The organism is Pseudomonas sp. SJZ131 (assembly GCF_007828705.1).
GTDB lineage: Bacteria > Pseudomonadota > Gammaproteobacteria > Pseudomonadales > Pseudomonadaceae > Aquipseudomonas > Aquipseudomonas prosekii.
Genome location: NZ_VIVC01000001.1, coordinates 1028195 through 1052037 on the forward strand (window position 1 = coordinate 1028195; position 23843 = coordinate 1052037).

Annotated in this window: 21 protein-coding genes; 15 read left to right on the forward strand and 6 right to left on the reverse strand. The window is 56.3% G+C overall.

The window, feature by feature from the left end; translation table 11 throughout:
- Both FBY12_RS04355 and FBY12_RS04360 read left to right on the forward strand, forming a co-directional pair.
- The gene (locus FBY12_RS04355) at window positions 1-945 is read left to right on the forward strand and encodes a carbohydrate kinase (RefSeq protein WP_145251470.1); all 945 of its coding nucleotides are present in this window, start codon (window positions 1-3) and stop codon (window positions 943-945) included.
- 179 nt (window positions 946-1124) lie between these two features.
- Window positions 1125-1730, forward strand: coding sequence for a hypothetical protein (locus tag FBY12_RS04360; protein ID WP_121730838.1), 606 nt, complete (start codon window positions 1125-1127; stop codon window positions 1728-1730).
- 52 nt (window positions 1731-1782) lie between these two features.
- Here FBY12_RS04360 and FBY12_RS04365 read toward each other — a convergent pair whose 3' ends face one another.
- A complete protein-coding gene (locus FBY12_RS04365; RefSeq protein ID WP_145251472.1) occupies window positions 1783-3084 on the reverse strand; it encodes an OprD family porin in 1302 nt (433 codons plus the stop codon).
- A 373-nt stretch (window positions 3085-3457) separates the two neighbouring features.
- Here FBY12_RS04365 and FBY12_RS04370 point away from each other — a divergent pair, with 373 nt between their 5' ends.
- From FBY12_RS04370 to FBY12_RS04390, 5 genes are all read left to right on the forward strand, one after another.
- Window positions 3458-5506: a type VI secretion system tip protein VgrG gene (locus FBY12_RS04370; RefSeq protein WP_145251474.1), complete on the forward strand. Its 2049-nt coding sequence runs from the start codon at window positions 3458-3460 to the stop codon at window positions 5504-5506.
- Window positions 5497-6363: a DUF4123 domain-containing protein gene (locus FBY12_RS04375; protein WP_145251476.1), complete on the forward strand. Its 867-nt coding sequence runs from the start codon at window positions 5497-5499 to the stop codon at window positions 6361-6363. The genes FBY12_RS04370 and FBY12_RS04375 overlap by 10 nt, the downstream gene beginning before the upstream one ends.
- A gap of 29 nt (window positions 6364-6392) precedes the next feature.
- Window positions 6393-9956 carry a LysM domain-containing protein gene (locus FBY12_RS04380; RefSeq protein WP_145251478.1) on the forward strand — a complete coding sequence of 1188 codons (3564 nt, stop codon included), beginning with the start codon at window positions 6393-6395 and terminating at the stop codon, window positions 9954-9956.
- 17 nt (window positions 9957-9973) lie between these two features.
- Window positions 9974-10951, forward strand: coding sequence for a tetratricopeptide repeat protein (locus FBY12_RS04385; RefSeq protein ID WP_145251480.1), 978 nt, complete (start codon window positions 9974-9976; stop codon window positions 10949-10951).
- Window positions 10952-11061: 110 nt separating this feature from the next.
- A complete protein-coding gene (locus FBY12_RS04390) occupies window positions 11062-11931 on the forward strand; it encodes a tetratricopeptide repeat protein (RefSeq protein WP_256663257.1) in 870 nt (289 codons plus the stop codon).
- 70 nt (window positions 11932-12001) lie between these two features.
- On the opposite strand, the gene FBY12_RS04395 is transcribed toward FBY12_RS04390, so the two are convergent.
- Window positions 12002-12298 carry a hypothetical protein gene (locus FBY12_RS04395; RefSeq protein WP_109521008.1) on the reverse strand — a complete coding sequence of 99 codons (297 nt, stop codon included), beginning with the start codon at window positions 12296-12298 and terminating at the stop codon, window positions 12002-12004.
- Between the two features lie 512 nt (window positions 12299-12810).
- On the opposite strand from FBY12_RS04395, the gene FBY12_RS04400 reads away from it, so the two are divergent.
- Both FBY12_RS04400 and FBY12_RS04405 read left to right on the forward strand, forming a co-directional pair.
- Window positions 12811-13080 (forward strand): DUF2790 domain-containing protein, encoded by a 270-nt coding sequence (locus FBY12_RS04400; RefSeq protein WP_145251482.1) that lies wholly within the window; start codon window positions 12811-12813, stop codon window positions 13078-13080.
- Between the two features lie 91 nt (window positions 13081-13171).
- Window positions 13172-13567: a hypothetical protein gene (locus FBY12_RS04405; RefSeq protein WP_145251484.1), complete on the forward strand. Its 396-nt coding sequence runs from the start codon at window positions 13172-13174 to the stop codon at window positions 13565-13567.
- A gap of 12 nt (window positions 13568-13579) precedes the next feature.
- Here the strand turns inward: FBY12_RS04405 and FBY12_RS04410 are convergent, their stop codons facing one another.
- Entirely contained in the window at window positions 13580-13849 is a 270-nt protein-coding gene (locus FBY12_RS04410; RefSeq protein ID WP_121730922.1) for a DUF1652 domain-containing protein, read from the reverse strand.
- Between the two features lie 377 nt (window positions 13850-14226).
- On the opposite strand from FBY12_RS04410, the gene eco reads away from it, so the two are divergent.
- From eco to FBY12_RS04425, 3 genes are read left to right on the forward strand one after another with little or no spacing between them, the layout of a single operon-like run.
- Complete coding sequence (gene eco / locus FBY12_RS04415) at window positions 14227-14709, forward strand: serine protease inhibitor ecotin (RefSeq protein ID WP_145251486.1); 483 nt, start codon at window positions 14227-14229, stop codon at window positions 14707-14709.
- A 48-nt stretch (window positions 14710-14757) separates the two neighbouring features.
- Entirely contained in the window at window positions 14758-15078 is a 321-nt protein-coding gene (locus FBY12_RS04420) for an NIPSNAP family protein (protein WP_145251488.1), read from the forward strand.
- 41 nt (window positions 15079-15119) lie between these two features.
- Window positions 15120-15452 carry a DUF2834 domain-containing protein gene (locus FBY12_RS04425; protein WP_145251490.1) on the forward strand — a complete coding sequence of 111 codons (333 nt, stop codon included), beginning with the start codon at window positions 15120-15122 and terminating at the stop codon, window positions 15450-15452.
- Between the two features lie 21 nt (window positions 15453-15473).
- Here FBY12_RS04425 and FBY12_RS04430 read toward each other — a convergent pair whose 3' ends face one another.
- Window positions 15474-16625 carry a PQQ-dependent sugar dehydrogenase gene (locus tag FBY12_RS04430; RefSeq protein ID WP_145251492.1) on the reverse strand — a complete coding sequence of 384 codons (1152 nt, stop codon included), beginning with the start codon at window positions 16623-16625 and terminating at the stop codon, window positions 15474-15476.
- A gap of 50 nt (window positions 16626-16675) precedes the next feature.
- Window positions 16676-17026, reverse strand: coding sequence for a hypothetical protein (locus FBY12_RS04435; protein ID WP_145251494.1), 351 nt, complete (start codon window positions 17024-17026; stop codon window positions 16676-16678).
- Between the two features lie 205 nt (window positions 17027-17231).
- Between FBY12_RS04435 and FBY12_RS04440 the strand changes: the two genes are divergently transcribed.
- Both FBY12_RS04440 and ligD read left to right on the forward strand, forming a co-directional pair.
- Complete coding sequence (locus tag FBY12_RS04440) at window positions 17232-18107, forward strand: Ku protein (protein ID WP_092280943.1); 876 nt, start codon at window positions 17232-17234, stop codon at window positions 18105-18107.
- A gap of 34 nt (window positions 18108-18141) precedes the next feature.
- Window positions 18142-20676, forward strand: a complete 2535-nt coding sequence (ligD, locus tag FBY12_RS04445; protein WP_145251496.1) for a DNA ligase D — start codon at window positions 18142-18144, stop codon at window positions 20674-20676.
- 124 nt (window positions 20677-20800) lie between these two features.
- Here ligD and lpxO read toward each other — a convergent pair whose 3' ends face one another.
- On the reverse strand, window positions 20801-21700 hold the full coding sequence (gene lpxO / locus FBY12_RS04450) for a lipid A hydroxylase LpxO (RefSeq protein ID WP_145251498.1): 900 nt from the start codon (window positions 21698-21700) through the stop codon (window positions 20801-20803).
- Between the two features lie 481 nt (window positions 21701-22181).
- Between lpxO and FBY12_RS04455 the strand changes: the two genes are divergently transcribed.
- Window positions 22182-23771 (forward strand): ABC-F family ATPase, encoded by a 1590-nt coding sequence (locus FBY12_RS04455; protein WP_092280939.1) that lies wholly within the window; start codon window positions 22182-22184, stop codon window positions 23769-23771.
- Window positions 23772-23843 lie beyond the last annotated feature (72 nt).

Here is a 23843-nt window from a genome sequence, read left to right on the forward strand (position 1 = left end):
ATGTATCTGGTGTGTGGCGAAGCGCTGTTCGATTTTTTCAGCGAAGACGATGCCAGCGGTCTGGCTTCAAAAGTCAATTTCAAGGCGATTGCCGGCGGGTCGCCGTTCAACGTTGCGGTGGGTTTGCGCCGCTTGGGCGTGGACTCGGCGCTATTTGCCGGGCTGTCCACCGACTACCTCGGCCGCCGTTTGCAACAAGTGTTGCAGGAAGAAGGCGTGCGCGCGGATTACCTGGTCGACTTCGCCGCGCCGACCACGTTGGCGATGGTCGCGGTCGGCGCCAACGGCTCGCCGCACTACAGCTTTCGCGGTGAAGGCTGCGCGGATCGGCAATTGCGCCTCGAACACCTGCCGGAACTCGGGCCGCAGGTGCGCGGTTTGCACATCGGGTCATTCTCGCTGGTGGTCCAGCCGATTGCCGATACGCTGCTCGCACTGGTCGGTCGGGAAAGTGGCAAACGCCTGATCAGCCTCGACCCGAACGTGCGCTTGAACCCCGAGCCAAACATCGACCTGTGGCGCTCGCGGATTGCCGAACTGGTCGAATTGGCCGACCTGATCAAAGTCAGCGACGAAGATTTGAGCCTGCTGTATCCCGAGCAGGATCCGCAGCGGGTGATCGAAAGCTGGCTGACCCACCGCTGCCAATTAGTGTTCCTGACCCGTGGCGGTGAAGGCGCGAGCGTGTTCAGTCGGGCGCATGGCTCGTGGTCGGTGCCCGCATGTTCGGTGACGATTGCCGATACCGTCGGCGCCGGCGATACCTTCCAGGCTGCGCTGATTACCTGGCTGACCGAACAGCAACTGGACTCGGTGGACGGCGTGCAGCGCCTGACTCGTGAGCAGATCGACGCGATGCTCAAGTTTGCCGTGCAAGCGGCGGCGCTTACCTGCAGCAAGACCGGGCCGGATTTGCCGTATCGACATCAGTTGGAATTGCGCTAAAGCCGCGGACCTCTTCGCCGGCAAGCCTCGCTCCTACAGCATTTACGCCAGCTCCTTCGACCGACAACCCTGTAGGAGCGAGGCTTGCCCGCGAAAGCGATCGACCTGACACGGCTATGTGTAAACTAGCGCCCTTTCTCCGCGCATCTCAGGAAGACGGGCTTTTGAACGCAAGGCTAATGGCTGGACTTTTGTTACTCACAACGTTGCTGGCCGGTTGCGGCACCTCGCCCCCTCGCTCGCCGAACGATATCTGCGAAATCTTCCGCGAAAAGAGCGACTGGTACGACGCCGCACAAGTCACGCAAAAACGCTGGGGCGTGCCGATCCAAGTGCCGTTCGCGATCATGTATCAAGAGTCCGGTTATCGTTACGACGCCAAGACACCGCGCAAATACCTGCTCTGGATCATCCCTTGGGGCCGGGTGTCGACCGCCTCGGGCTACGCGCAAGCCAAGGATGAAGTCTGGTCCGATTACCAGAAGAGCACCGGTCGCAACTGGGCCGACCGCGAAGATTTCGACGACGCCATCGACTTCATCGGTTGGTACATGGACAAAACCGCGACTATCAACGGCGTCTACAAATACGATGCGTACGGCCAATACCTCAACTATCACGAAGGCTGGGGCGGCTATCGCAATAGAACCTACGCCAGCAAAGCGTGGTTGATGAATACCGCCGGTATCGTCAAAGGTCGCTCGGACCTTTATGCGCGGCAATACGCAGGATGCAAGGAAGATTTGAATCGCGGGTTTTGGAGCCGGTTCTGGCATTGGCTCTAAAACCTGTCCTTCGCAGGAGCTGCAACAAGTAGCTCCTGCAAAGGCGCGTGAATCACAACACCGAAAAGTTGTAACTGAAGATCACCCGCGTTTCATCCACGTCGCGGGCGAACTTCTGGTAGTTGGTCCGGTACGTCGCGTTACGCAAACGCACGCTGACGTCCTTGAACGTCCCGCTCTGCACCACGTACTTGAGTTCGCTGTCGCGTTCCCACTCTTTACCCTCCTGCTCACTGCCCAGCACTTTGATGTGATCACCGTTCACATAGCGGGTCAGGAAACTCAAACCATTTATCCCGATGGCCTTGAAGTCATAGTCATAACGCACTTGCCACGAACGCTCTTGCGCGGCGGCGAAGTCGTTGACCTGCACGTAGTTGACCAGATACGGATTAGTGCCATCCAGGTACGGCATCGAATTGTCGCCATTCATGCGCTGCCAACCGGCGCTGAACGTGTGGCCACTGATTGCGTAAGCCAACATGCCGCTCAACGCGCGGTTATCGATAGAGCCCGCGCGCGCGTCGCCGCTATCCGCACTTTTCAATACCCGAAGATCCGCTTTCAGCACGCCGCCGCCCAGCAGTTGATTGGCCAAAAACCCGACAAAGTGCTGGCGATAGATGTCTTCGAGTTCCGCGTAGTGATACTGCGCGGTCAGGCGATCATTGATCTTGTAATCGAAACCAACCATATCGAAATGGTCCGCCGTGGTGTTGCAGGCGTAACGCTTGTTCTTGCAGTGCACGCGGATGTCTTGGGAATCGGTGGAATCGCGCGCGGTGTACTGGTCCAGCCGCGCCGCCATAAAGGTCAGGTCTTTGACTTCTTTTGAGCTGAGCATCGCGCCGTTGAACATCGTCGGCAGCAATCGGCCGTCGTTGTACTTGAGCAATGGCAAGTCCGGTAACAGTGCGCCGTACTTCAACACGCTTTGCGATACGCGCACTTTGGCGGTCAAGCCAAGTTTGGCGTACTGGTCTTTCGAAGCGCGCGGGTTCTCGCCGCTAGATGGCAGCAAACCACTGTTGCTGCTGTCGGCGCTGGAATCGAGTTTGAGTCCAAACATGCCGATTGCATCGATGCCGAAACCTACTGGGCCTTCGGTGTAACCCGATTGCAGGTTGAGAATAAAACCCTGCGCCGACTCTTCACGCTTGGAGGCGCCTTGGTCGTTAGTGGTGTGCCCATCACGAAAATCGCGGTTGAAATACACCGTGCGCGATTCGATTTTCGCCGTGGTGTCGTCGATAAAACCGCTGGCCTGAGCCGGCGCGGTAAAACCGGCGCACAGCACTAAAGCGCCGAAGCCGAGTGACTGGCGCGCGGTGGTGAGGGGAAATGGGGGACGCATGAAAAAAAGCTCCAACAGTGCAGCGTTTGCGCAAGGCGCAATAAGCCAGAAAATAGCTTCCGCCCTGGACCGATAACCGGCCAGAGTGAAGTGAACACACGGGGTGATGGGCGATGATGGCAGAAGGCTTTTATCGGCTGAAGGCGACTTTAGTCTGAAAGTGACCAATAGTTCTGAATCGCCAGCATGCTTCATAACGGCCGAAATCGTTCCGGGATGTGTACGTCGACCGCGTAATCATTGGCCCAACCCGGTCATATCAGGGTTTTCCCTATGTGCGAGGCCGTGTCTGGATGCGGCATTTGCGCCTTGAACGAGGCGGGTTAATCCTGCACCATCCGCCCCAGCTTATTCAAAGGACGGAATTCAAGGCATGCTGGACGCGAACGCAACCCATATTTCCCTCACGCTGGAAGGTGTTTCCGCTGACCTGCAAGTGCTCAGTTTCGTCGGTCGCGAAGCCCTCAACCAACCGTTCTGTTTCGACATCGAACTGGTCAGCGCGCGCCCCGACCTGAAACTCGAAGAGCTGCTGCACAAGCCCGGCTGCCTGACCTTCGGCGCCACCGGCGAAGGCATCATCCATGGCCAGGTCTACCGCATCGAGCAAGGCGACTCCGGCAAAAAGCTGACCCGCTACAGCGTCAGCCTGGTGCCGCAACTCGCCTACCTGCGACATAACCACGACCAGCAAATCTTCCAGCATCTGACGGTGCCGAAGATCATCGGCCAGGTCCTCGAAGCACGCGGCATCCTGTCCGACGCGTACGACTTCCAGCTCGGCGCCATCTACCCGGAACGCGATTACTGCGTGCAGTACGACGAGTCCGACCTCGATTTCATCCAGCGCCTGTGCGAAGAAGAAGGCATTCACTTCCACTTCCAGCACTCGGCCAGCGGCCACAAACTGGTGTTTGGCGATGACCAGACGGTCTTCCGCAAACTCGCGCCCGTGAGCTACCAGCAAGATTCCGGCATGGCCGCCGAAAAACCGGTGATCAAGCGCTTCAACCTGCGCCTGGAAACCCGCACCACGCGCGTCAGCCGTCGCGACTACGATTTCGAGAAACCGCGCATCCTCCCCGAAGGCTCGGCCAAAACCGAGTTCGAACCAGAACTCGAAGACTACGACTACCCCGGCCGCTTCACCGACCGCGAGCGCGGCAAGCAACTGGCGAGCCGCGCCCTCGAACGCCATCGCAGCGACTACAAACTCGCCGAAGGCAAAAGTGACGAGCCGACCTTGGTCAGCGGCCACTTTCTGGCCCTGAGCGAACACCCGCGCGCCGAGTGGAACGACCTCTGGCTGCTGCTGGAAGTGGTCCACGAAGGCAAACAACCGCAGGTGCTCGGCGAAAACGTCACCAGCGACGTGACCAATAACAAAGACGATTTCCACCAGGGCTACCGCAACCGCTTTCTCGCCACCCCGTGGGACGCGCACTTCCGCCCTGCCCTCGAACACCCGAAACCGAAGATCCTCGGCAGCCAGACCGCCATCGTCACCGGCCCGGCGGGCGAAGAAATCCACACCGACCAGTACGGCCGGGTCAAAGTGCAATTCCACTGGGACCGCGACGGCCAGGCCAACGACACCACCTCCTGCTGGCTGCGCGTCGCCACCGGTTGGGCCGGCAATGCCTACGGCGGCATCGCCATCCCGCGAGTCGGCATGGAAGTGCTGGTGTCGTTCATGGAAGGTGACCCCGACCAGCCGCTGGTCACCGGTTGCCTGTACCACAAGGAAAACGTCGTCCCCTACGACCTTCCGGCGAACAAAACCCGCAGCACCTTCAAAACCCTCAGCTCCCCGGGCGGCAAGGGCTACAACGAGTTTCGCATCGAAGACAAAAAAGGCGCGGAACAGATCTACCTGCACGCCCAGCGCGACTGGGACGAAAACATCGAGCACGATCAGAAAATCCGTATCGGCAACGAACGGCACGACACCGTCGAAGCGAATGTTTACAGCGAGTTCAAGGTTGAAGAGCACCGCATAACGCACTTGGACCGCAAGAGCGAAACCCGCGCCGATGATCACCTGACCGTGGCCGTGACCCAGCATGTGAAGGTCGGAACGGCGCAGTTTGTCGAGGCCGGCACCGAGATTCACTACCACGCCGGGGAAAAGGTGGTGGTCGAGGGTGGGATGGAGCTGACGGCCAAGGCTGGCGGCAGCTTTGTGAAGGTCGATGCTGGCGGGGTGACGATTAATGGCGCCACCGTAAAGGTCAACTCCGGTGGGGGGCCGGGCTCCGGTACTCCGGCCGCGCCATTGCTGCCGGGACCGATGAAAGTCGCCGATGCGGATATCGCCGGCAAGGCGCCGCTGCCGAGCCGCCTCAATGAATCGGGGATCACGCCGTTGTGCGGCAAACAGAGCAACGGCGCTTGCACGCGTAAGGATTGCACATGCATGTAACCGCGATGAACACCCTGCTGGCCGCGCCTCGTTACGCCTTCGAGTCGCTGCCACGCGAACCCTCCAGCCAGGTGCTGTGTTTTATCATCGATCGCAATCGGCAACCGGAGGCCATGTCCCGGTTGTACCGCATCGGCGAACCGATGAACGCCCAGGCCTTGTTCACCGCCACCGATTTCGCCGACATCGTCGACGAAGGCCCGGTATGGCTGAGCGCGCCGTGGGGCAGTCGTCTGGCGGCCGAAGCCACGCGGTTGTGCGAGGAAAACCACGCCGGCATTGCCCTGACGGCAGAAGATGCCGCAAAAGCCCTCGCCCATGCGCGCTGGTTATTGCGCGCCAATGACGGGTCTGGCGGCCAGAGTCTGTTGAGCTATCACAAACCGAGTCTGTGGGCCGCGCTGGCGTATACCGCCGGCGAAACCTCGGTGCAATTGTTCGGGCCTTGGCAAACGGTCTACAGCCCTGCGCCCAGCCACTTCGGCAAAGAACGCGGCGCGTGGTTGTCGTGGACAGCCAACTCGCCAGCGAAGTGGCGTGGGGACGGCGCGGCATTCAACCTTCCCGACAATGCCGCATCGGTTCAAGCGCGACTGGCTTGGTTGTACTGGGTCGATGAGCAATACGCCGCGTTCGGTGAACCGGCTGACGAACGTATCAATGACATTGCCGCGAATCTGGACCTTTTGCTGCAGAGCAACATCTACGAAGGTGAACATTTACTCGAGCTCGCCTCCGTCGTCGACGGGCCTCTGCTTGAAACGCGGCCAGAAGCCGTAGCCATCCTGCAATCCAGGGAAGAGTCGTTCATCAAGGTTGAGAAGTTGATGCAGATCGCATCGGCCACTCCCCAATGAACCTGACGCAACAACAGAACGGAAGCACCATGGAAATCACCAATCACACCGTCGTTCTTGATGAAACCCTCAGCGAAATTGCCGTTCGCTACAAAACCAACGTTGCGCAACTGCGCAAGATGAACCCTTTTATTCGCTACCCGGACGTGATCATGCCGGGTTGGAATCTGAGTGTGCCCAGCATCGACCAGACCTCCGCGGCAGCAACCCCCGCCGCGACGCCGCCGTCGCCATTGGCGCCGCCGCCGAAGGCTGAAGGCTCGAGCGCGGCGGCGCCCAAGCCTATCGACCTGGGCCCGGCAAAATCCTTCGAGACCGCGTGCGCGCCAGGTTTCAAGGATCAACCCAAGCCCTGCGACAACACATACGGCACGGCGATTTACGCAACCGACGAAGAAGAGTTCTGGTTGCTGCCTGAACGCGCAGCCTCTTCCATGAAAGAGGCCATGCATACCCTGGAAAACCAGATTGCGCCGAGCAAATCGCGCGATGAACGCCTCAAGGGTTTGGACCAAAGCGGCTTGTTGAGTTACTTCCTCGAGCCAAAACTGAGCAATTTCCTCGAAGGCGAACAGCGCCAGCGAATGGAAGAAATTGAAGCTCAGGAACCAAATATCGAAATGGACCCGGGGATGGTCCTTCGTAGTCGGCAAGAGGCGAAACGCGCTCAAGAAAAAGACGCGCCCAAAGTTGAAGCGCCGAAAGCCGATCCTCAACGCTCGCGCATGGATCAACTTCAGGCGGATATCGATGCGCAAAACCGCATTCGTAATGATTATGGCGATCTGCATAAGTTGCGAAGCGAGTGGTTGGCCCTGAAGAGGGTCGCGATCGCCGCAGCGCAAGCAAAAGGCTTCAGTTACGAAAACGGCACCGTGTTCGCTCCCGAGGCCATCGAAGCCCGCGCTCGGGTGCAGAATTATCTGGAAAAACGCAAGGCGTTGATCGAGGCGGATGGCATCAAACCCGTGCCACGGGAAGAGATCGCCAAGCTGCTTGAAACAGACAAGAAAAAGCGCGATGAGCTGCAGACGTGCATGAGAAATTGCGAGGGTGACACTTACGCTTACATCGCCTGGAAGAACAGCGAAGCGCCTTCGTTCGCTTATCACGAATACACCGACGCAATCATCAAAGTGGCCGAGTACGGCATCGCCCTGCCCGAGTACGCGTTGATCAGCGGCGGCGACATCACTTCTGGTGTCGAGCAGTTCAAGTTGCACCTCGACACTGAAACTCGCCAGGCTGATATCAACAAACGACTGCGTGAGAAGTACAAAAATTGGATTGAAGCGACTGGTCAGAATGCCCAAGCGCCCGCAGGGCTGGTCGAGGCTGAACGTCTCGAGTGGGATCGTCTGCAAGTCGTCAAACAGGGATTGCACGAAAAAGCCAAGCAGAAAGTTGCTGCGGACGAAATTCGCCGCCACTTGCTGTGGGAGCCGGAACAATTCGAACCGCAACCGATTGACCGCCTCGTGAAAGATGGCTTCCCTTTGCGAGAAGTCAGTACCGTGGGTGCGAATGGCGCGCCATTAAAATGGTTCAGTCTGCTCAACATTAAAGAAGTGCCGAAGCTGGTCGCCGAAGACCTGAAAAAGTCCGCCGACAAGCTTAAGGAAAGTCTCAAGAAAGTTGAAAACATTCCAAAGAATGGTGACGGTGGCGCGGCCAAGAACAGTGCACAAAAGACCTTCGCGCAATGGCTGGAAAGTCAGGGCGCACTGAGAATCGGTGATCAGGTTGGCGATTGGTTTGATGCCAATGGCTGGTTCAGCATCGAGAAGTTCTACAGTTTTCTCGGCAGTAAAGGTTACAAGGTCACTGAACTTGAAGACGCCGGCGCCCGCCAGGAATGGGGCGAGCATCTCAAGCAAGTGGTGTTCAAAAAGAGTGTTCGTGGCGAAGTCCGGCTTTTCGACAAGAGCCCGCAAGCGCAATTTGTTCGCTGCCTGGCGCCGCCGCAGAAAAGATTGCACGGCGAAGTGAAAACCGAAGGCCCCTCCTACTCCGCAGCCGAAGGTTTCCAGGCATCCGCCAGCGCATCCCTGAGCTTTGACCTGGCGCGCGGTGAAGTTGAACTGCTGAAGGTCGACATGCCAACGCGTGCCAACGCCAAGGACGTGACCGTGGATTACTACCTCGAAGGTAATCCTCAAGTGCAGGTCATGAACCTGGGTCGCATGTCCTTCCACTTCGGCGCCCGCGCCTGGGGCTACGCCGGCGCATCGCTGATGCTTGCCGGCAGCATCGAACTGTCGCCTATAACCGGCAACACTAAATACGGCGCGACACTCAGTGCCGTCAAACCGGCGCAACGCGAAGACGCCGCAGCGAAGGCCGAACGCAAAGACCATGAAGACAAAGTTGCCGCCAAAGTGACCGCTGGCGACACCAGCCCCACCCCGGACCTGCAATACCAATCCAAGGCAATGACCGCAGTCGACACTAAATCGAGCGGGCAAGTTATGTCGGGCCGAGCGGCCAACATCCAGATCGAAGATGGCATGAAAGCCAGCTTCAATCTGTTCGCCGGCGTACAAGCAGGCATCGAACTGACCGGCGCCCTGAACTGGGCTCCACCCAAAGAACTCGCCACACTGCGCGCCGGGCCTTCCACTGGAATCAACAACAAGGAAGAAGCCACCAGCGCCAGCCAATGGCTGACGCTGGCCAACCTCAGCGGTTCCTTGGGCGCGGCCTACGGCGCAGGCCTGCAAGGCAACGCGGGTGTATCCCTCGACAAAGGTAAATTCATCCTCAACCTCAAAGCCACCGTCGTCCTCGGCCCGGGAGCAAGTGGCAGTTTCAAATTTGAAGTCGGTTATGAAGCGGTTGTAGAGCTGATTAATATTTATCGTCGGGAGTTGTACAAAGCGAAGGGCAAGGCGATTAGCTGGATTACGCCGGAGGCGGCTGAGCACGCTTCTGCATTAAACATGTTGGGTGCGATTGGACTGGATGTTGTGATGACGTACATGATGGGTGTTAACGTCGTCATGAATTTGTATAAAGCAATGACTGGGGCCGGCAAGGGAGGTCCAATTGCTCATGCAATTGTTGAGTACCATAATCAGGATGAGCTAAAAAAATGGTTCGTTCGCGCAACACCGGCCGCGCTAGGGCCGATATTCATGACACTTACAGCCTTTCCTGAAGCTTTCACCGTAACCGCCACGAAGATGGCAGAAGGTGATGGTAGTGACGAAGAGCACAAATACAAACAAGAGGAAGCGAAACTGCTGCAGCAGTTGGCAATTAGCCGAATATTAAGATGGATAACAAGCAATTCAATCGCAAGCGGGAGTTTAGTTGAGGCCCAACAGCAATTCGAAGATGCGTGTAAGTCTATGAATGAGTTCGGCGAAATGGCCGAAAATCCTGGTCAGGCTTACTGTGAAAATCGGTATATACTCGACAAATTTATGGCAGATCCTGTCTTGAGCATGTCTAAGCCGACTGGCGTACAGGCTCGAGCATCTTATGTGAGTGATAGTAAAAAACTCGGCCAGCGCCTCGAAGGGATGTGCAAGCTTGATCTTCGCGAGAATAGCTTCAATCCGATTAGCACAATGAAGTACATCGGCCCATAATTTTCGAGAAGTTCAATATGATGCATTCAAAGCTACTTATTCGCACACTACTCTACCTCTGCTTTATTAGCAGTTCGGTGTCAGCAATAGCCTCTCCAACCAAAACGCAGGAAAAAGAACAGGGTATTGTTCTTTATAATCAGTTTAAGACTGACTTGGCTATACCGCATCTGAAAATTGCCGCGGACTCAGGCGATGCAGAAGCTCAGTATTATCTAGGTGAAGCTTTGCGCAAAATAAAAAGGCATATGACAACTGAAGCGCAAGCTGCGTACGAAGCGTCTGCATTACAAGGCAACATATATTCAATGGTCAGACTTTCTTGGAACAAAAACGACCTTTGCGTTGCTATGAATAATTGCCCAGCAGGGCAAAAAAATCCTGGTGAATGGCGCAAGATTGCATTAGAGGCAGCGGAACAAGAATCTTCTGACGGAAAGGCAGAAGCTATGTACGTGATGTTTCGTCTCACCAAGGACGACATGTGGCTGAAAAAGTCCGCCGATAGCGGGTATGCCTTTGCGCAGTATTACTTAGGAACAGGATATCGTGACGGAAAAGGCTTTTTCCTTCTGCCCTCTAGCCGATCAGATCTCGTTGAGCAATTGATGAAGGCATCTGCCGAAGGTGGATATCCGCCAGGAATGATGGCTTATGTAGAATTGCTTGCCGCAAAAAAAGATTATGAAGCTGTTAGATTCTGGTATCAAAAAGCCGCTGAGTCTGGATATACAGAGGCTGTATTCGGGTATGGGTCATATCTGGCAAAAAATCCGTCAGAAATCGGATTTCCCTATGACCCAGTCAAATCCTACGCAATCATCTCCACTTTACTTGAATTAGATGGCGGTGGAGGCGTAAAGGAATTCGCTGAGGATTTGCTAGCAGAAATAGCACCTCAGCTCACATCTGAGCAAATAGCTCAAGCTACAAAAATGTCTGTGGAGTGGAAAAAAACACACCCTCCGCTTTCATACTTCCCAGATAAACTATGAAGTTGCAATCATTGAGAGTAGTTTGTTACGCCCTTTTACTTTCGGCAGGCCTATCTCTCCAAGCTAGCGCACAAATGTCCGACGAGCAGCAGTCTGCGAAGGTCAGGGGTTTGGAACTCTATAATCAGTTCAAAGCCGTATCCGCGCTGCCAGATTTGAAACATGCTGCCGAAGGTGGAGATGCAGAGGCGCAATACTATCTAGGCGAAGCTATTCGTACAAACGATAAATATATGACTGCTGAAGCAGTGAGCTCATACGAAGCAGCGGCTCTGCAGGGCGATATCTACTCAATGATCAGGCTCGCCGGAGAGAAAAATGATCTCTGCGTAGTAATGAAAAATTGCTCAAAGACTCGGAAAGAGCCTAACGAGTGGGGAAAAATGGCGTTGGATACCGCTAGCGCTCGATCTGCGGAGGGAAGCGCAGAGGCTATGTATTTAAAATACCGAGTTACCGGCGATGATAAATGGTTAGAAAAATCCGCGGAGAATGGTTACGTTTTTGCGCAGTATTTTTTAGGAATAATGTATCGCCAAGGGCATGGTTACTTTTTATTGCCATCTCGCAGAGCTGAGGCTATTGAAGGCTTAATGAAAGCGTCTGCAGAAGGGGGCTATCCTAAAGCAATGCTTGAATACGGCGCAATTCTGGCAGAGAAAAACGATTACCAAGGGTTCAGGTATTGGAATAAAAAAGCGGCAGAAGCGGGATATGCGATAGCGGTATTCGGCTATGGCTACTACTTGAGCCAAGAAGTCTCAGAGTTCGGATTCACTTACGATCCCGTCAATTCTTACGCCTTACTGAGCCTGCTCCGAGAGTTAGATGGTGGTGGCGGAATGTTGGACCGGGTAAATTCCAAACTGCCTGAACTCTCTGCCAAAATGACGCCCGAACAAATTGAACAAGCCAAGCAAATATCCAAGGAGTGGGAAGCCACACATCCGCCACTTTCCTTCTTCCCACGCAAACTTTGATTCCGCGATCAACTCCCAATATCCGGACAAACCAGGCTCGTAGAGCTAGGTTCGCCCGGCATTTACATTCTTAGACCGGCGCCTTCCACCCCAACATCCGCTGCTGCGCCACTTGCAACAAGTCGCAGCCGTCTTGCGTGAGCAGATAGAGCGCGTGGGTTATGTGGGGAATGTCTTGGACGTCTGCGTCTTTGAAGCTCATGCAGTGAAGCGTTTCCAGCAAATTGGCGGATGCACGATTGCGCTGTAGCGCGGCTTCGATCAGGTCGTGGGGATCAGCCTGGGTGTCGATGACCATAGGGCTTGAGTCGGTAGCGCTGCTTTTGATTGCGCGATAGCGATCTGGAAAAGGGTTAGGCGTTTGCATAGTGATGTCACTCGATGATTGGTTTGGGAAACCGCTGACACCGTGACCAAACGATGGGAGGCGGCTGTGTACAGGCTTGGTCAACCGACACCATCAAATCGGTTCGCCCGGAGGCGTCCAGCACACAGCCGCCATTGCAACGCACTACGAAGACTAAGAAGTCCGCGGCGCGAATGATGGCACAAATCTGTGCGATGGCATCAGGTGACCAAACCTGTTCGCTGATTTTGCAGCGAGGCCAAACAATAATCCTTCCAGCCGAGCCGCCGAAAGCGGACAAGGCGTCGTGGCTTGTAGGAACACTCCTCAACTCGCGCAGTTTCTTTGCCCAGATGAAACCTCCGTCAGAATTCCCTTCACGACCGATGGCATCCGCTCGGTTTAACCATCGCTTAACGCTGCGGTCCAAACCTTTACGGGACCGCACGCCCTCAGACCCGTCTGACGCCCAGTGCGGCAGGTTCGGCGCGTCTTGCGCCGAGCTGACTTTCAGCCTGCACCGGAGACTTTCCATGAACGCGCGCACTTTACTGCTGACTACCGCCCTCGCCTGCACCGCATTCGCCGGTCTGGCCCAAGCCACCGACACTTCAGCCACTCAAGCCGTGCCCTACCAATACGGCATGCCGATCCACGTCGGCAAAGTGATTGCCTTGAATGAGCCGTCGACTCCGGACTGCAAAGTGGTGACTGCTGACATGAAATACATCGATAGCGTCTCTGGCCAGCCTGCTCAAATCAGTTATCGGAAATTGTCCGACGCGTGCAGTTATCAAAACTGACAGACGTTTCTGATTTGGTTTTTTGCGGTTTCAAGACGAGGGCAGCGGCGCTATGCTCTGGGCGCCTCCCTCACTGCCGCAAGGATTCGCCATGCAGTTATCGTTTCGCACGTTATCGACATTCACCGCCGTGCTGTGTTTCGCGCTGGCGTTGATTTGGGGCTTGATGCCGGAGCGGTTGCTGGCGATCTGGGATGTCGAATATTCGTCAGCGGCGGGATTGGTGGCGCGACGCGGAGCGGTATTGTTCGCTGCTCTGGGAGTGATCTTTTATCTGGTTCGCAACGAAGCGCCGTCAGTCACCCGAACTGCCTTAAGCAACGGTTTTATCGTCGGATGTTGGGGCTTGGCAATATTGGGTTTCGGCGAATGGCTGAATGGCCATGCCGGCCCAGGAATTTTGCTGGCGGTTGTGGTTGAGCTGACGCTGGGTCTGGGGTTTTTCCAGACCCGGCGCGTCTCGGTGGAACTTGAAACAAGTGCTTAAATGAACGAATGCTTAAATCGCTTTGCGATCCAGATGCAGCGGTCGAAATTCGGCCCTGTGCTGGATATCCGAGCGAAGCTCGGCGATCAAGTCATTGATTTCTCGGGAACCGGTTAAACGCTTGGCGTTAATACCCGTTACCAAGAGGTCAACGTGATCGGTTTGCTTATCGGCATACACTTTTACAGTCATGGTCAAATCAGGGGACAGACTGCACTGACAGCGCTTCGGCAGGAAGCTGCTCTCAATGATATTGCGTAGTTCCAGGGCAGATAAAAACATGGCGACCCTCTCCTTAATGTGAGACTGCCAATCAACATAATTATCGGTCGGTGTTGGAATAACCCGTTGCTCATCCATGCGGGTTGACGCATTCCTTTCTCTGACCGCTCTCTTTCTTCCGACGCTGACTCTTAAAAATCGCCGGTCAGCTTAAGAACATCTACAGCATAAAACATGCCCAAACTTTTGCTTCGCCCCTCGTCGGCAAATCAACGGTTTAGCGCGCAGGCCATCGGTTTAATGTCATGCAATTTGCAATAAGTACCGTCCGGAGCACTGCAATTTGCAAACATGGAGGCGGGTTGCATTAGCGATGAACGGCGGTAAGAATGCGACCCTGGGTTTCTGCTGACTGTACTCGATCGCATGGAGGCAACATGGGTTCTTCGACCTTTAATACGACAATTGGCCTGATAATCGCTGGGCTATCCTGCGCCGCGCATGCTGCGAAACTCGAAGAGATAGCACCCTTCCCCAAACCTGAGAGCGGCTACACCCGCCAAGTCATTCACCTGGCGCCGCGAACTCAGGAAGACGCGTTTCAGGTCGAAATCCTCGCCGGCAAGACGCTGACCGTAGATTGCAACCGTCAGCGTCTGGGCGGAATTCTCGAGGAAAAGAATCTGGAAGGTTGGGGTTATCCGTTTTATCGACTGGATAAAGTTATCGGGCCCATGAGCACGATGATGGCATGCCCTGATGGCAAATCCCGAAAAGACTTTGTGCCGGTGGTCGGCGATGGCTTCCTGTTGCGCTATAACAGTAAGTTGCCGATCGTTCTTTACGTCCCCAAGGATGTCGAGGTTCGTTATCGGATATGGTCGGCGTCGAGCAAAGTCGAAAAGGCTGTGCAGGAATAACCCAGCGCCGAATCAAGCCTGCCCAATGCGATTCTGAGGAGCTGCCATTTGATTACCTGCCACGTCAGATATGTGATCGATCCTTACCAACTCAGTGAATTCGAAGAATACGCCCAAGCCTGGCTCGGTATCGTCGAGCGACTGGGCGGCAGTCACCATGGCTACTTCCTGCCGTCCGAAGGCGCCAGCAACATTGCGTATTGCCTGTTCAGTTTCCCTTCGCTGGCCGACTACGAAAGTTACCGTCATATCGCGATGACTGACGCGGAGAGTACGGCGCTGGTTGCGTCGCTACTGGAGAAAAAATTCATCGTCAGCTACGAACGAACGTTCCTGCGACCGCTGCTGCCGCAATTGCCAAAAAGCTAACCGAATGCCCGTCCCACTCATCTTCTCCAAGGAAGGAAACCATGAAGACTATCGCCCTCCCCCTGATTGCTCTAATTGCGTTCGCTGGATACACCTTGTCAGTCATGCTGCAAGCAGAACAGTCACTGATCGACTTCGGCATTAGCCTGATGTCGCGGCCAGATACCGCACAAGTGGTGATTGACCTTTACCTGCTGGCCACGATGGCCGGTATCTGGATGTACCACGATGCGCGCAAACGCGGACAGTCCGCACTGTCGGTAATCCCCTATCTGGTGATTACCGCTGTTTTCGTCTCGATCGGGCCGCTGCTGTATCTGGTGGTGCGGGGCCTGAAAGATCGGCGCAGGACGGTCGCTGCGCCAACCTCGTAAGGCCCTTTCACCCAACAGCAGCTATTTCAGGCCGACTTTGTACAAGGTCCCGTCTTTCTCGTCCGTCAGCACATAGAGATAGCCGTCCGGACCTTGGCGCACATCGCGAATGCGTTCCTTGAGTTCGCCCATCAGCCGTTCCTCATGCACCACTTTGTCGCCATCAAACTGCAACCGGATCAGTTCCTGACTGACCAAAGCGCCAATGAACACGTTGTGCTGCCAAGGTTTGAAGCGGTCGGCATCGTAGAAAGCCATGCCGCTGATGCCTGGCGAAATGTCCCACACATGGTGGGGCTGCACAGTGCCTTCGGCAGTCTTGCCCGAGGCTTCCGGGATCGGTTGGCCGGAATAGTTGATGCCGTGAGTGGCGGTCGGCCAGCCGTAATTCTTGCCGCGCTCGACAATGTTCAGCTCATCACCGCCCTTGGGCCCGTGCTCGTTCTCCCAGAGCGTGCCGCTCCACGGATTGAGCGCTGCGCCCTGAGGGTTGCGATGGCCGTAAGACCAGATCTCCGGGCGCACGCCGGACTGACCGACGAATGGATTGTCATCCGGCACTTTGCCGTCCGGGTAAATCCGCACGACTTTGCCCTGCAGCTTGTCGAGGTCCTGCGCGGTCGGCCGGTCGTTATTTTCGCCCAGCGCGATGAACAGATAACCGTCGCGGTCGAACACCAGCCGCGAGCCGAAGTGATTGCCGACCGAAAGCTTCGGCTCCTGGCGGAAAATCACTTTGAAATCCTTGAGCGTTTTCAGGTCTTCCGACAAGCGCCCGCGGCCAACGGCCGTGCCAGCCTTGTCACCCGCGCCTCCCCCTTCGGCGTAAGACAGATAAACCATGCGGTCCTGTTTGAAGTCCGGCGACAACACCACATCCAGCAAACCACCCTGCCCTTTGGCCCACACGGTCGGAACGCCGCTGATCGGCGCCGAGCGTTTGCCATCGGCGGTAACCACTCGCAGATTACCGGGACGCTCGGTCACCAGCATGCCTTGGCGATCGGGCAAAAATGCCAAGGCCCACGGATGTTCCAGGCCTTTGGTGATTGCCGTGACTTCAAGCGTGCCCTGCTCGCTTTTGAGTTCCTGGGTGGACGCCGCGAAAACAGGCGCTGCGGCGGTGATCAGTGCGCTGGCGCAGAAAGTGGCCAGAAGGGTTTTACGCAACATTCACGATTCCTTTTGTCGTTCGAATGGCTGGCAGGACTCAGTCCTGCCGTTCAACGGTTGCTGCTGCCCGAGTCGCGGGGTGGCGGGTTTGGAATGAATTTGGGCGGTGTACTGGGTACAGACCTTTGCTGCGGGTAGCCATTGCCGATGCCGCCGTTTTGCAGAGTCGGAGGACGCGGCGCCGGAGCGAACGTCGGCTGGCGAGTTTCAGGAGTATTGGGCTGCGTGCCCTGCATGCTGTTTGGATTGGCCCGGCGCGTCGGGCTGTTGTAAGGATTGTTATTGACGCCCGTCGGGCTCTGCGCAAGTAACAACGAAGTGTGTGAGGTATCGGCTTGCGCCATCGGGCCTAGCAATCCGCTCAAGGCCAACAGGGCGCAACCCAGTATTAATCTGTTCATGGAGAGCCTCTCTAAGGGCTACGGGGTCAGAATCTTCTGATGCCACGCTACGCCCGAGGTTCGCATTTGTTAACTGAAAACTCCGTCATAGATGTAACACCCGTTTACCGCACCGCTGATCTCCCCGCAGGGCTGGGCCGCAAGCGGCTGAAACTTTTGCGCGAGGCCACGGGTCACCTGATCATCACTTGACGAGTAGACGAAGATGGCCCGAGCAATATGGAAAGGCGCAATCAGTTTCGGCTTGGTGCACATCCCTGTGGCACTGGTGTCGGCCACGTCCCATCACGGCGTGGATTTCGACTGGCTCGATAGCCGCAGCATGGACCCGGTGGGCTATAAGCGCGTGAATAAAGTCACCGGCAAGGAAGTCACCAAGGAAAACATCGTCAAAGGCGTGGCTTACGAGAAGGGCCGTTACGTGGTACTCAGCGAAGAAGAAATTCGTTCAGCACACCCGGTTTCGACGCAGACCATTGATATCTTTGCCTTTGTTGACAGTGAGCAGATCCCTCTGCAAAACATCGACACACCCTACTACTTGGCGCCGGACAAACGCGGTGGCAAGGTCTACGCCCTGCTGCGTGAAACCTTGAGCAAAACCAAAAAAGTCGCCCTCGCCCACGTTGTACTGCATACCCGCCAGCACTTGGCGGCGTTGATGCCGCTGGAGTCGGCGATGGTGCTGGTGATGCTCCGCTGGCCGGCGGAAGTGCGCGGTCTGGATGAACTGGAGCTTGGTAGCGAGGTGACCAAACCCGAGCTGGCCAAAGGCGAGTTGGAGATGGCCAAGCGCTTGGTCGAGGACATGAGTGCCGACTGGAAACCTGAGGATTACCGCGACAGTTTCGAAGACAAGATCATGGCGCTGGTTGAGCGCAAGGCCAACGAAGGCAAGATCGAGGATGTCGAGAGCGCAACTGGCGAGGAGGAACGCAAAACCGCTGATGTCATCGATTTGACCGAATTGCTGAAACGCAGCCTGGGCGGCAAGGCGCCGAGCAAGCCTGCAGCCAAACCACGTAAAACCGCGGCCAAAGCGGCCCCGGCGAAAAAAGCCACGAAGAGTTCTCGCGGCTGACGGCCGCCGAGCTCGCAGCACAAGGTAGTCGGCCATGGCTAAACCGGTGAGTGAATACTCGCGTAAACGTAACTTTGAGGTGACGTCGGAGCCGCCTGAATCGGCGCCGGCGAAACGCGGCAAAAAAGCCGCCTCGGCGTTGCGTTTCGTGATTCAGAAACATGATGCACGCAACCTGCACTACGACTTTCGCCTGGAGTTGGATGGCACGCTGAAAAGTTGGGCGGTGCCCAAGGGGCCGAGCCTCGACCCGACGCAAAAGCGCCTGGCCGTGCACGTTGAGGATCATCCGATCAGTTATGGCACGTTCGAGGGCAGCATTCCTGAAGGCCAGTATGGCGCTGGCGATGTGATCGTCTGGGATCACGGAGTTTGGCAGCCGATAGGCGATCCGCAGGAAACGTATAAGGCTGGCAAGTTGAAATTCACCCTGATCGGCGAAAAGCTCTCCGGCGATTGGGCGTTGGTTCGTACGCACTTGCGGGGCAGCAGCGACAAGCAGCAATGGCTGCTGATCAAGGAAAAGGATCAGCAAGCGCGGCCTATCGATGAATATGACGTGGTTGCCGAATTACCCAAAAGCGTATTGAGCGACGCCACAGTTGGCGAAAAGAAAACCAAAACCAAGGCTGGAAAAACCAGCAAGACCAGCAAACCGGCAAAGAAACCGAAATCTGCCAAGCCCGACGCTCTCCCGGAGAAATTCACCCCGCAGCTAGCCACGCTTATGGAAAAGGCCCCGCCCGGTGAATGGCTGTACGAAATCAAATTCGACGGTTATCGCATCCTCGCGCGTATCGACGACGGCGAAGTCCGATTGCTGACCCGTAACGGCAACGACTGGACCGCTAAATTGCCGCTGCATGCCAAGGCCTTGGCCGATATGAAGTTGGATGGCAGTTGGCTGGATGGCGAAGTGGTGGTGCTGAACGACAAAGGTTTCCCGGATTTTCAGGCGCTGCAGAATGCTTTCGAAATTGGTCGCTCGGTCGACATCATTTATTACGTGTTCGACGCGCCATTCTTGCAAGGCGTCGATCAGCGTGAGTTGCCCGTCGAGGAACGCCGGGCGGCGTTGAAAAAGGCCCTCGGGCGCAAGTCTCGGCAGTTGATGCGTTTTTCAGAAGCTTTCACCGCCAAGCATCAGGACATTGTCGAGAGTGCCTCCGCGTTATCGCTCGAGGGCGTGATCGGCAAACGTGCCGGCAGCCTTTATGTGTCCAAGCGCAGCCCGGACTGGATCAAACTCAAATGCCGTTTGCGCCAGGAATTCGTGATTATTGGCTACACCGCTCCACAAGGTTCGCGCAGCGGTTTTGGCGCGCTGCTGTTGGGCGTTTATGACGATAAAGGCTTGGTATATGCCGGACGCGTCGGCACTGGATTTAACCAGGCCAATCTGAAGTTGTTTCATGAGCAATTGCAGGAGCTCGGACGAAAGTCTTCGCCGCTGGACAAACCACTGACCACGGCACAAGCCAAAGGCGTGCATTGGGTCGAGCCTACGCAAGTGTGCGAGGTCGAGTTTGCCGAGTGGACCCGCGAGGGCTTGGTGCGCCAAGCGGCGTTTGTCGCCATGCGCACGGACAAACCCGCGAAGGAAATCGTTCGTGAATTGCCACAGGCACCGAAAGCGAGCAACGCCGTGACCGAGAAGAAAGCTGCCAGCAAAGACGCGAATGTCGCTGGTGTAAAAATCACCCATCCTGAGCGGGTGATTGATAAAGAAAGCGGCACGCAAAAGCTGCAATTGGCGCAGTTCTACGAAAGCATCAGCGAATGGATTCTGCCGTTCCTCAAGGATCGGCCCGTCGCGTTATTGCGCGCACCGGAGGGCGTCGAGGGCGAGCAATTCTTTCAGAAACACGCAGAACGCCTGGCGATCCCGAACATCAAGCACCTGGACCCGAAGATTGACCTCGGGCATGCGCGGCTGATGGAAATCGACAGCGTGCAGGCGCTGATCGGTGCGGCGCAAATGGGTACCATCGAGCTGCACACTTGGGGCGGCACGCACGACAAAATCGAAACGCCGGACCTTTTTGTGCTCGACCTCGATCCCGACCCGGCGCTGCCATGGAAAAGCATGGTTGAGGCCACGCAACTGACGTTGTCAGTGCTGGATGAAATCGGCCTCGACGCGTTTCTCAAAACCAGCGGCGGCAAAGGCATGCACGTGATCGTGCCACTGGCGCGCAAGGAAGATTGGGACACGGTCAAAGCGTTCGCCAAAGCCATCGCTCAGTTCATGGCGCAGCAATTACCGGAACGGATTACCGCGACCATGGGCCCGAAAAATCGCGTCGGCAAGATCTTCGTCGACTACCTGCGCAACACGCGCGGGGCCAGTACGGTGGCGGCGTATTCCCTACGGGCGCGGCCGGGGTTGCCGGTGTCGGTGCCGATTGCGCGGGATGAGCTGACAGAAATCCAAGGCTCGCAGGAATGGACAGTGGCCAATTTGCTTGAGCGTTTGCAGGGGTTGAAGACTGATCCGTGGAAGGGGTATGCGAATCGGCAGAAGATCACGGCGAAGATGTGGAAGCAGTTGGGGGCGCAGAAGCCTTAAAGGCTGTAGTGAAAGTGAGTGCCTCATCGCGAGCAGGCTCGCTCCCACAGTGATTTATGCACGCCATAGATCACCTGTGGGAGCGAGCTTGCTCGCGATGGCCGCCGCCGCTTCGCCGCATCAATCAAATCAACACAAAAATCGCCAGCAACCCGCCGAAAATCGCCCATTTCTCCAAGTAATACCGCGCGCGGTTACGTTTCTTCAATTGCTTGCCGCGCAGGCGAATCTTGTAGATCTTCGCGAACAAACGGTTAATGCCGCCGGTCTTGTCACCCGCATCATTCGGCGCACCCGCCGCCGACATGACATTGCGGCTGAACCAACGGTTAAACGCCGCCGCCCAGCGATATTTCATCGGCCGCTCAACGTCGCAAAACAGGATGATGCGGTTCTGGTCAGTGGTGTTTTCGGCGTAATGAATGAAGGTCTCATCGAAGATCACCGCTTCACCGTCGCGCCAATGGTAGGTCTCGCCGTCAACGTTGATGTAGCAACCAGCGCTATTCGGCGTTTCCAGGCCCAAGTGGTAACGGTACGAACCGGCATACGGGTCGCGGTGGCGCACCAGTTTCGAGCCCGGTGGCAGTTCGGCGAACATTGCAGCTTTGATCGAGCCAATGCTTTTCACCAGTTCGGTGGTGCGCGGGCAGAGTTTCTCGGCTGAAGGATGGCTGTCGCCGTACCACTTCAGATAAAAACGTTTCCAGCCACTTTTGAAGAACGAGTTAAAACCGACGTCGTTGTACTGATCGGAACGTTTGATTTCACCGGCGCGCAGCAGGTTCTGCCCTTCTTCGCGAATTTCCTGCCAGTGAGCTTGCAGCGGACTGAGGTCGGGAAAGTCCGCCGGGTCGAGGTACGGTCGGCTGGAGATTTTCGAGCACATATAAAGGAAGCAATTGATCGGCGCCAGAAACGTCGAGTGATCGCTCAGCTGGCGGCCCAACTTATGGCGTACGCGACCGCGCAGGTGAACATACGCAATGGAGACAACATAAATAGCGGCAATAATCAGTTTCACGGCAATCGTCACACGTCAGGGGTGAACAATCTGCGCGGTGCCGGCCAAGCGGAGTGGCGCAGTGTCTGGGTCGAAAGAGCTGTCCCGAAGGCGCGTCCTTGAGCGAATGCCAGCATGGCATTGGGATGAGAGATGGCATTTTAGCCACACTTTGTAACCAATAGTTAACGATCAACTGTGAAAAAGTGTCCGCTGATACTGCCAAAGTGCCCGTGCGGCCTCAACGCCCTATCGTTTAAAGAGCCAGACCAGTACAATCGCCGCCAAACATTACGCGCCCCCCTTGGTTGATGACGGGAACGACCCCGCCTCAGCGCACTTCGACTCGGGCCAAGCGCTCCATTGCTGCTGTCCACTTATTGCCAGATGGACCTTCCGCTTCTGACCGGGATGTATTTCCCGTGGCCTGAATCCCGGAACCGGGTACTGAATCGACACTGCCGCACCCCTAGCTACTCTGAATGCTTCGCAGGAAAAACCTTTGATTTCTACAGCTAACATCACGATGCAGTTCGGCGCCAAGCCGTTATTCGAGAACGTTTCGGTCAAGTTCGCCGCGGGCAACCGTTATGGCCTGATCGGCGCCAACGGTTGCGGCAAGTCGACCTTCATGAAAATCCTCGGTAACGATCTTGAGCCGTCCGGCGGCCAGGTCATGCTCGAGCCGAACGTGCGTCTGGGTAAATTGCGCCAAGACCAGTTCGCCTACGAAGAATTTACCGTGATCGACACCGTGATCATGGGTCACGAAGAGCTGTGGAAGGTCAAGGCTGAGCGCGATCGCATCTACTCGCTGCCGGAAATGACCGAAGAAGACGGCATGGCTGTCGCCGAGCTGGAAACCGAATTCGCCGAAATGGACGGCTACACCGCCGAATCCCGCGCCGGCGAATTGTTGCTGGGCCTGGGTATCGGCATCGAGCAGCACTTCGGCCCGATGAGCGAAGTTTCCCCAGGCTGGAAACTCCGTGTATTGCTGGCGCAGGCGCTGTTCTCCGATCCTGAAGTGCTGTTGCTCGACGAACCGACCAACCACTTGGACATCAACACTATTCGCTGGCTGGAAAACATCCTGACCCAGCGTTCCAGCCTGATGATCATCATCTCTCACGACCGTCACTTCCTGAACAGCGTGTGCACGCACATGGCTGACCTGGACTACGGCGAGTTGCGTCTGTTCCCGGGCAACTACGACGAGTACATGACCGTGGCGACCCAGTCCCGCGAGCAATTGCTGTCGGACAACGCCAAGAAGAAAGCGCAGATTTCCGAGCTGCAATCGTTCGTCAGCCGCTTCTCGGCCAACGCCTCGAAAGCCAAGCAAGCGACCTCCCGTGCCAAGGCGATCGACAAGATCCAGTTGGCCGAGGTCAAGCCTTCGAGCCGCGTCAGCCCGTTCATCCGTTTCGAGCAGAACAAAAAACTGCACCGCCAGGCGGTCATCGTCGAGCGCATGGCCAAAGGCTTCGACGGCAAGACGCTGTTCAAGGACTTCAGCTTCCAGGTTGAAGCTGGCGAGCGCGTTGCGATCATCGGCCCGAACGGTATCGGCAAAACCACCCTGCTGCGCACCTTGGTCAACGAACTGACCCCGGATGCCGGCACGGTGAAGTGGACCGACGCTGCGGAACTGGGCTACTACGCTCAGGACCACGCGCACGATTTCGAAGACGACTGCAACCTGTTCGACTGGATGGGCCAGTGGACCCAGGGCGGCGAGCAAATGGTTCGCGGCACCCTCGGCCGCATGCTGTTCTCCAACGACGAGATTCTCAAGTCGGTCAAAGTGATTTCCGGTGGTGAGCAAGGTCGCATGCTGTTCGGCAAGCTGATCCTGCAAAAGCCGAACGTGCTGATCATGGACGAACCGACCAACCACTTGGACATGGAATCCATCGAGGCGCTGAACCTGGCGCTGGAAAACTACCCGGGCACGCTGATCTTCGTCAGCCATGACCGTGAGTTTGTATCGTCGTTGGCCACGCGCATTATCGAACTCAGCCCTAGCGGCGTGATCGACTTCAGCGGCACCTACGATGATTACCTGCGTAGCCAGGGTGTGGTGTTTTAAGCGCAGCGATTAGTTTCTAGCTGCAAGCTGCAAGCTGTAATTAGGAGCCCTGTCCATGTGACGGGGCTTTTT

Coding starts and splice junctions, on each gene's coding strand:
- FBY12_RS04355 (WP_145251470.1), top strand. CDS start 1: ATGTATCTGGTGTGTGGCGAAGCGCTGTTCGATTTTTTCAGCGAAGAC.
- FBY12_RS04360 (WP_121730838.1), top strand. CDS start 1,125: ATGGCTGGACTTTTGTTACTCACAACGTTGCTGGCCGGTTGCGGCACC.
- FBY12_RS04365 (WP_145251472.1), bottom strand. CDS start 3,084: ATGCGTCCCCCATTTCCCCTCACCACCGCGCGCCAGTCACTCGGCTTC.
- FBY12_RS04370 (WP_145251474.1), top strand. CDS start 3,458: ATGCTGGACGCGAACGCAACCCATATTTCCCTCACGCTGGAAGGTGTT.
- FBY12_RS04375 (WP_145251476.1), top strand. CDS start 5,497: ATGCATGTAACCGCGATGAACACCCTGCTGGCCGCGCCTCGTTACGCC.
- FBY12_RS04380 (WP_145251478.1), top strand. CDS start 6,393: ATGGAAATCACCAATCACACCGTCGTTCTTGATGAAACCCTCAGCGAA.
- FBY12_RS04385 (WP_145251480.1), top strand. CDS start 9,974: ATGATGCATTCAAAGCTACTTATTCGCACACTACTCTACCTCTGCTTT.
- FBY12_RS04395 (WP_109521008.1), bottom strand. CDS start 12,298: ATGCAAACGCCTAACCCTTTTCCAGATCGCTATCGCGCAATCAAAAGC.
- FBY12_RS04400 (WP_145251482.1), top strand. CDS start 12,811: ATGAACGCGCGCACTTTACTGCTGACTACCGCCCTCGCCTGCACCGCA.
- FBY12_RS04405 (WP_145251484.1), top strand. CDS start 13,172: ATGCAGTTATCGTTTCGCACGTTATCGACATTCACCGCCGTGCTGTGT.
- FBY12_RS04410 (WP_121730922.1), bottom strand. CDS start 13,849: ATGTTTTTATCTGCCCTGGAACTACGCAATATCATTGAGAGCAGCTTC.
- eco (WP_145251486.1), top strand. CDS start 14,227: ATGGGTTCTTCGACCTTTAATACGACAATTGGCCTGATAATCGCTGGG.
- FBY12_RS04425 (WP_145251490.1), top strand. CDS start 15,120: ATGAAGACTATCGCCCTCCCCCTGATTGCTCTAATTGCGTTCGCTGGA.
- FBY12_RS04430 (WP_145251492.1), bottom strand. CDS start 16,625: ATGTTGCGTAAAACCCTTCTGGCCACTTTCTGCGCCAGCGCACTGATC.
- FBY12_RS04435 (WP_145251494.1), bottom strand. CDS start 17,026: ATGAACAGATTAATACTGGGTTGCGCCCTGTTGGCCTTGAGCGGATTG.
- FBY12_RS04440 (WP_092280943.1), top strand. CDS start 17,232: ATGGCCCGAGCAATATGGAAAGGCGCAATCAGTTTCGGCTTGGTGCAC.
- ligD (WP_145251496.1), top strand. CDS start 18,142: ATGGCTAAACCGGTGAGTGAATACTCGCGTAAACGTAACTTTGAGGTG.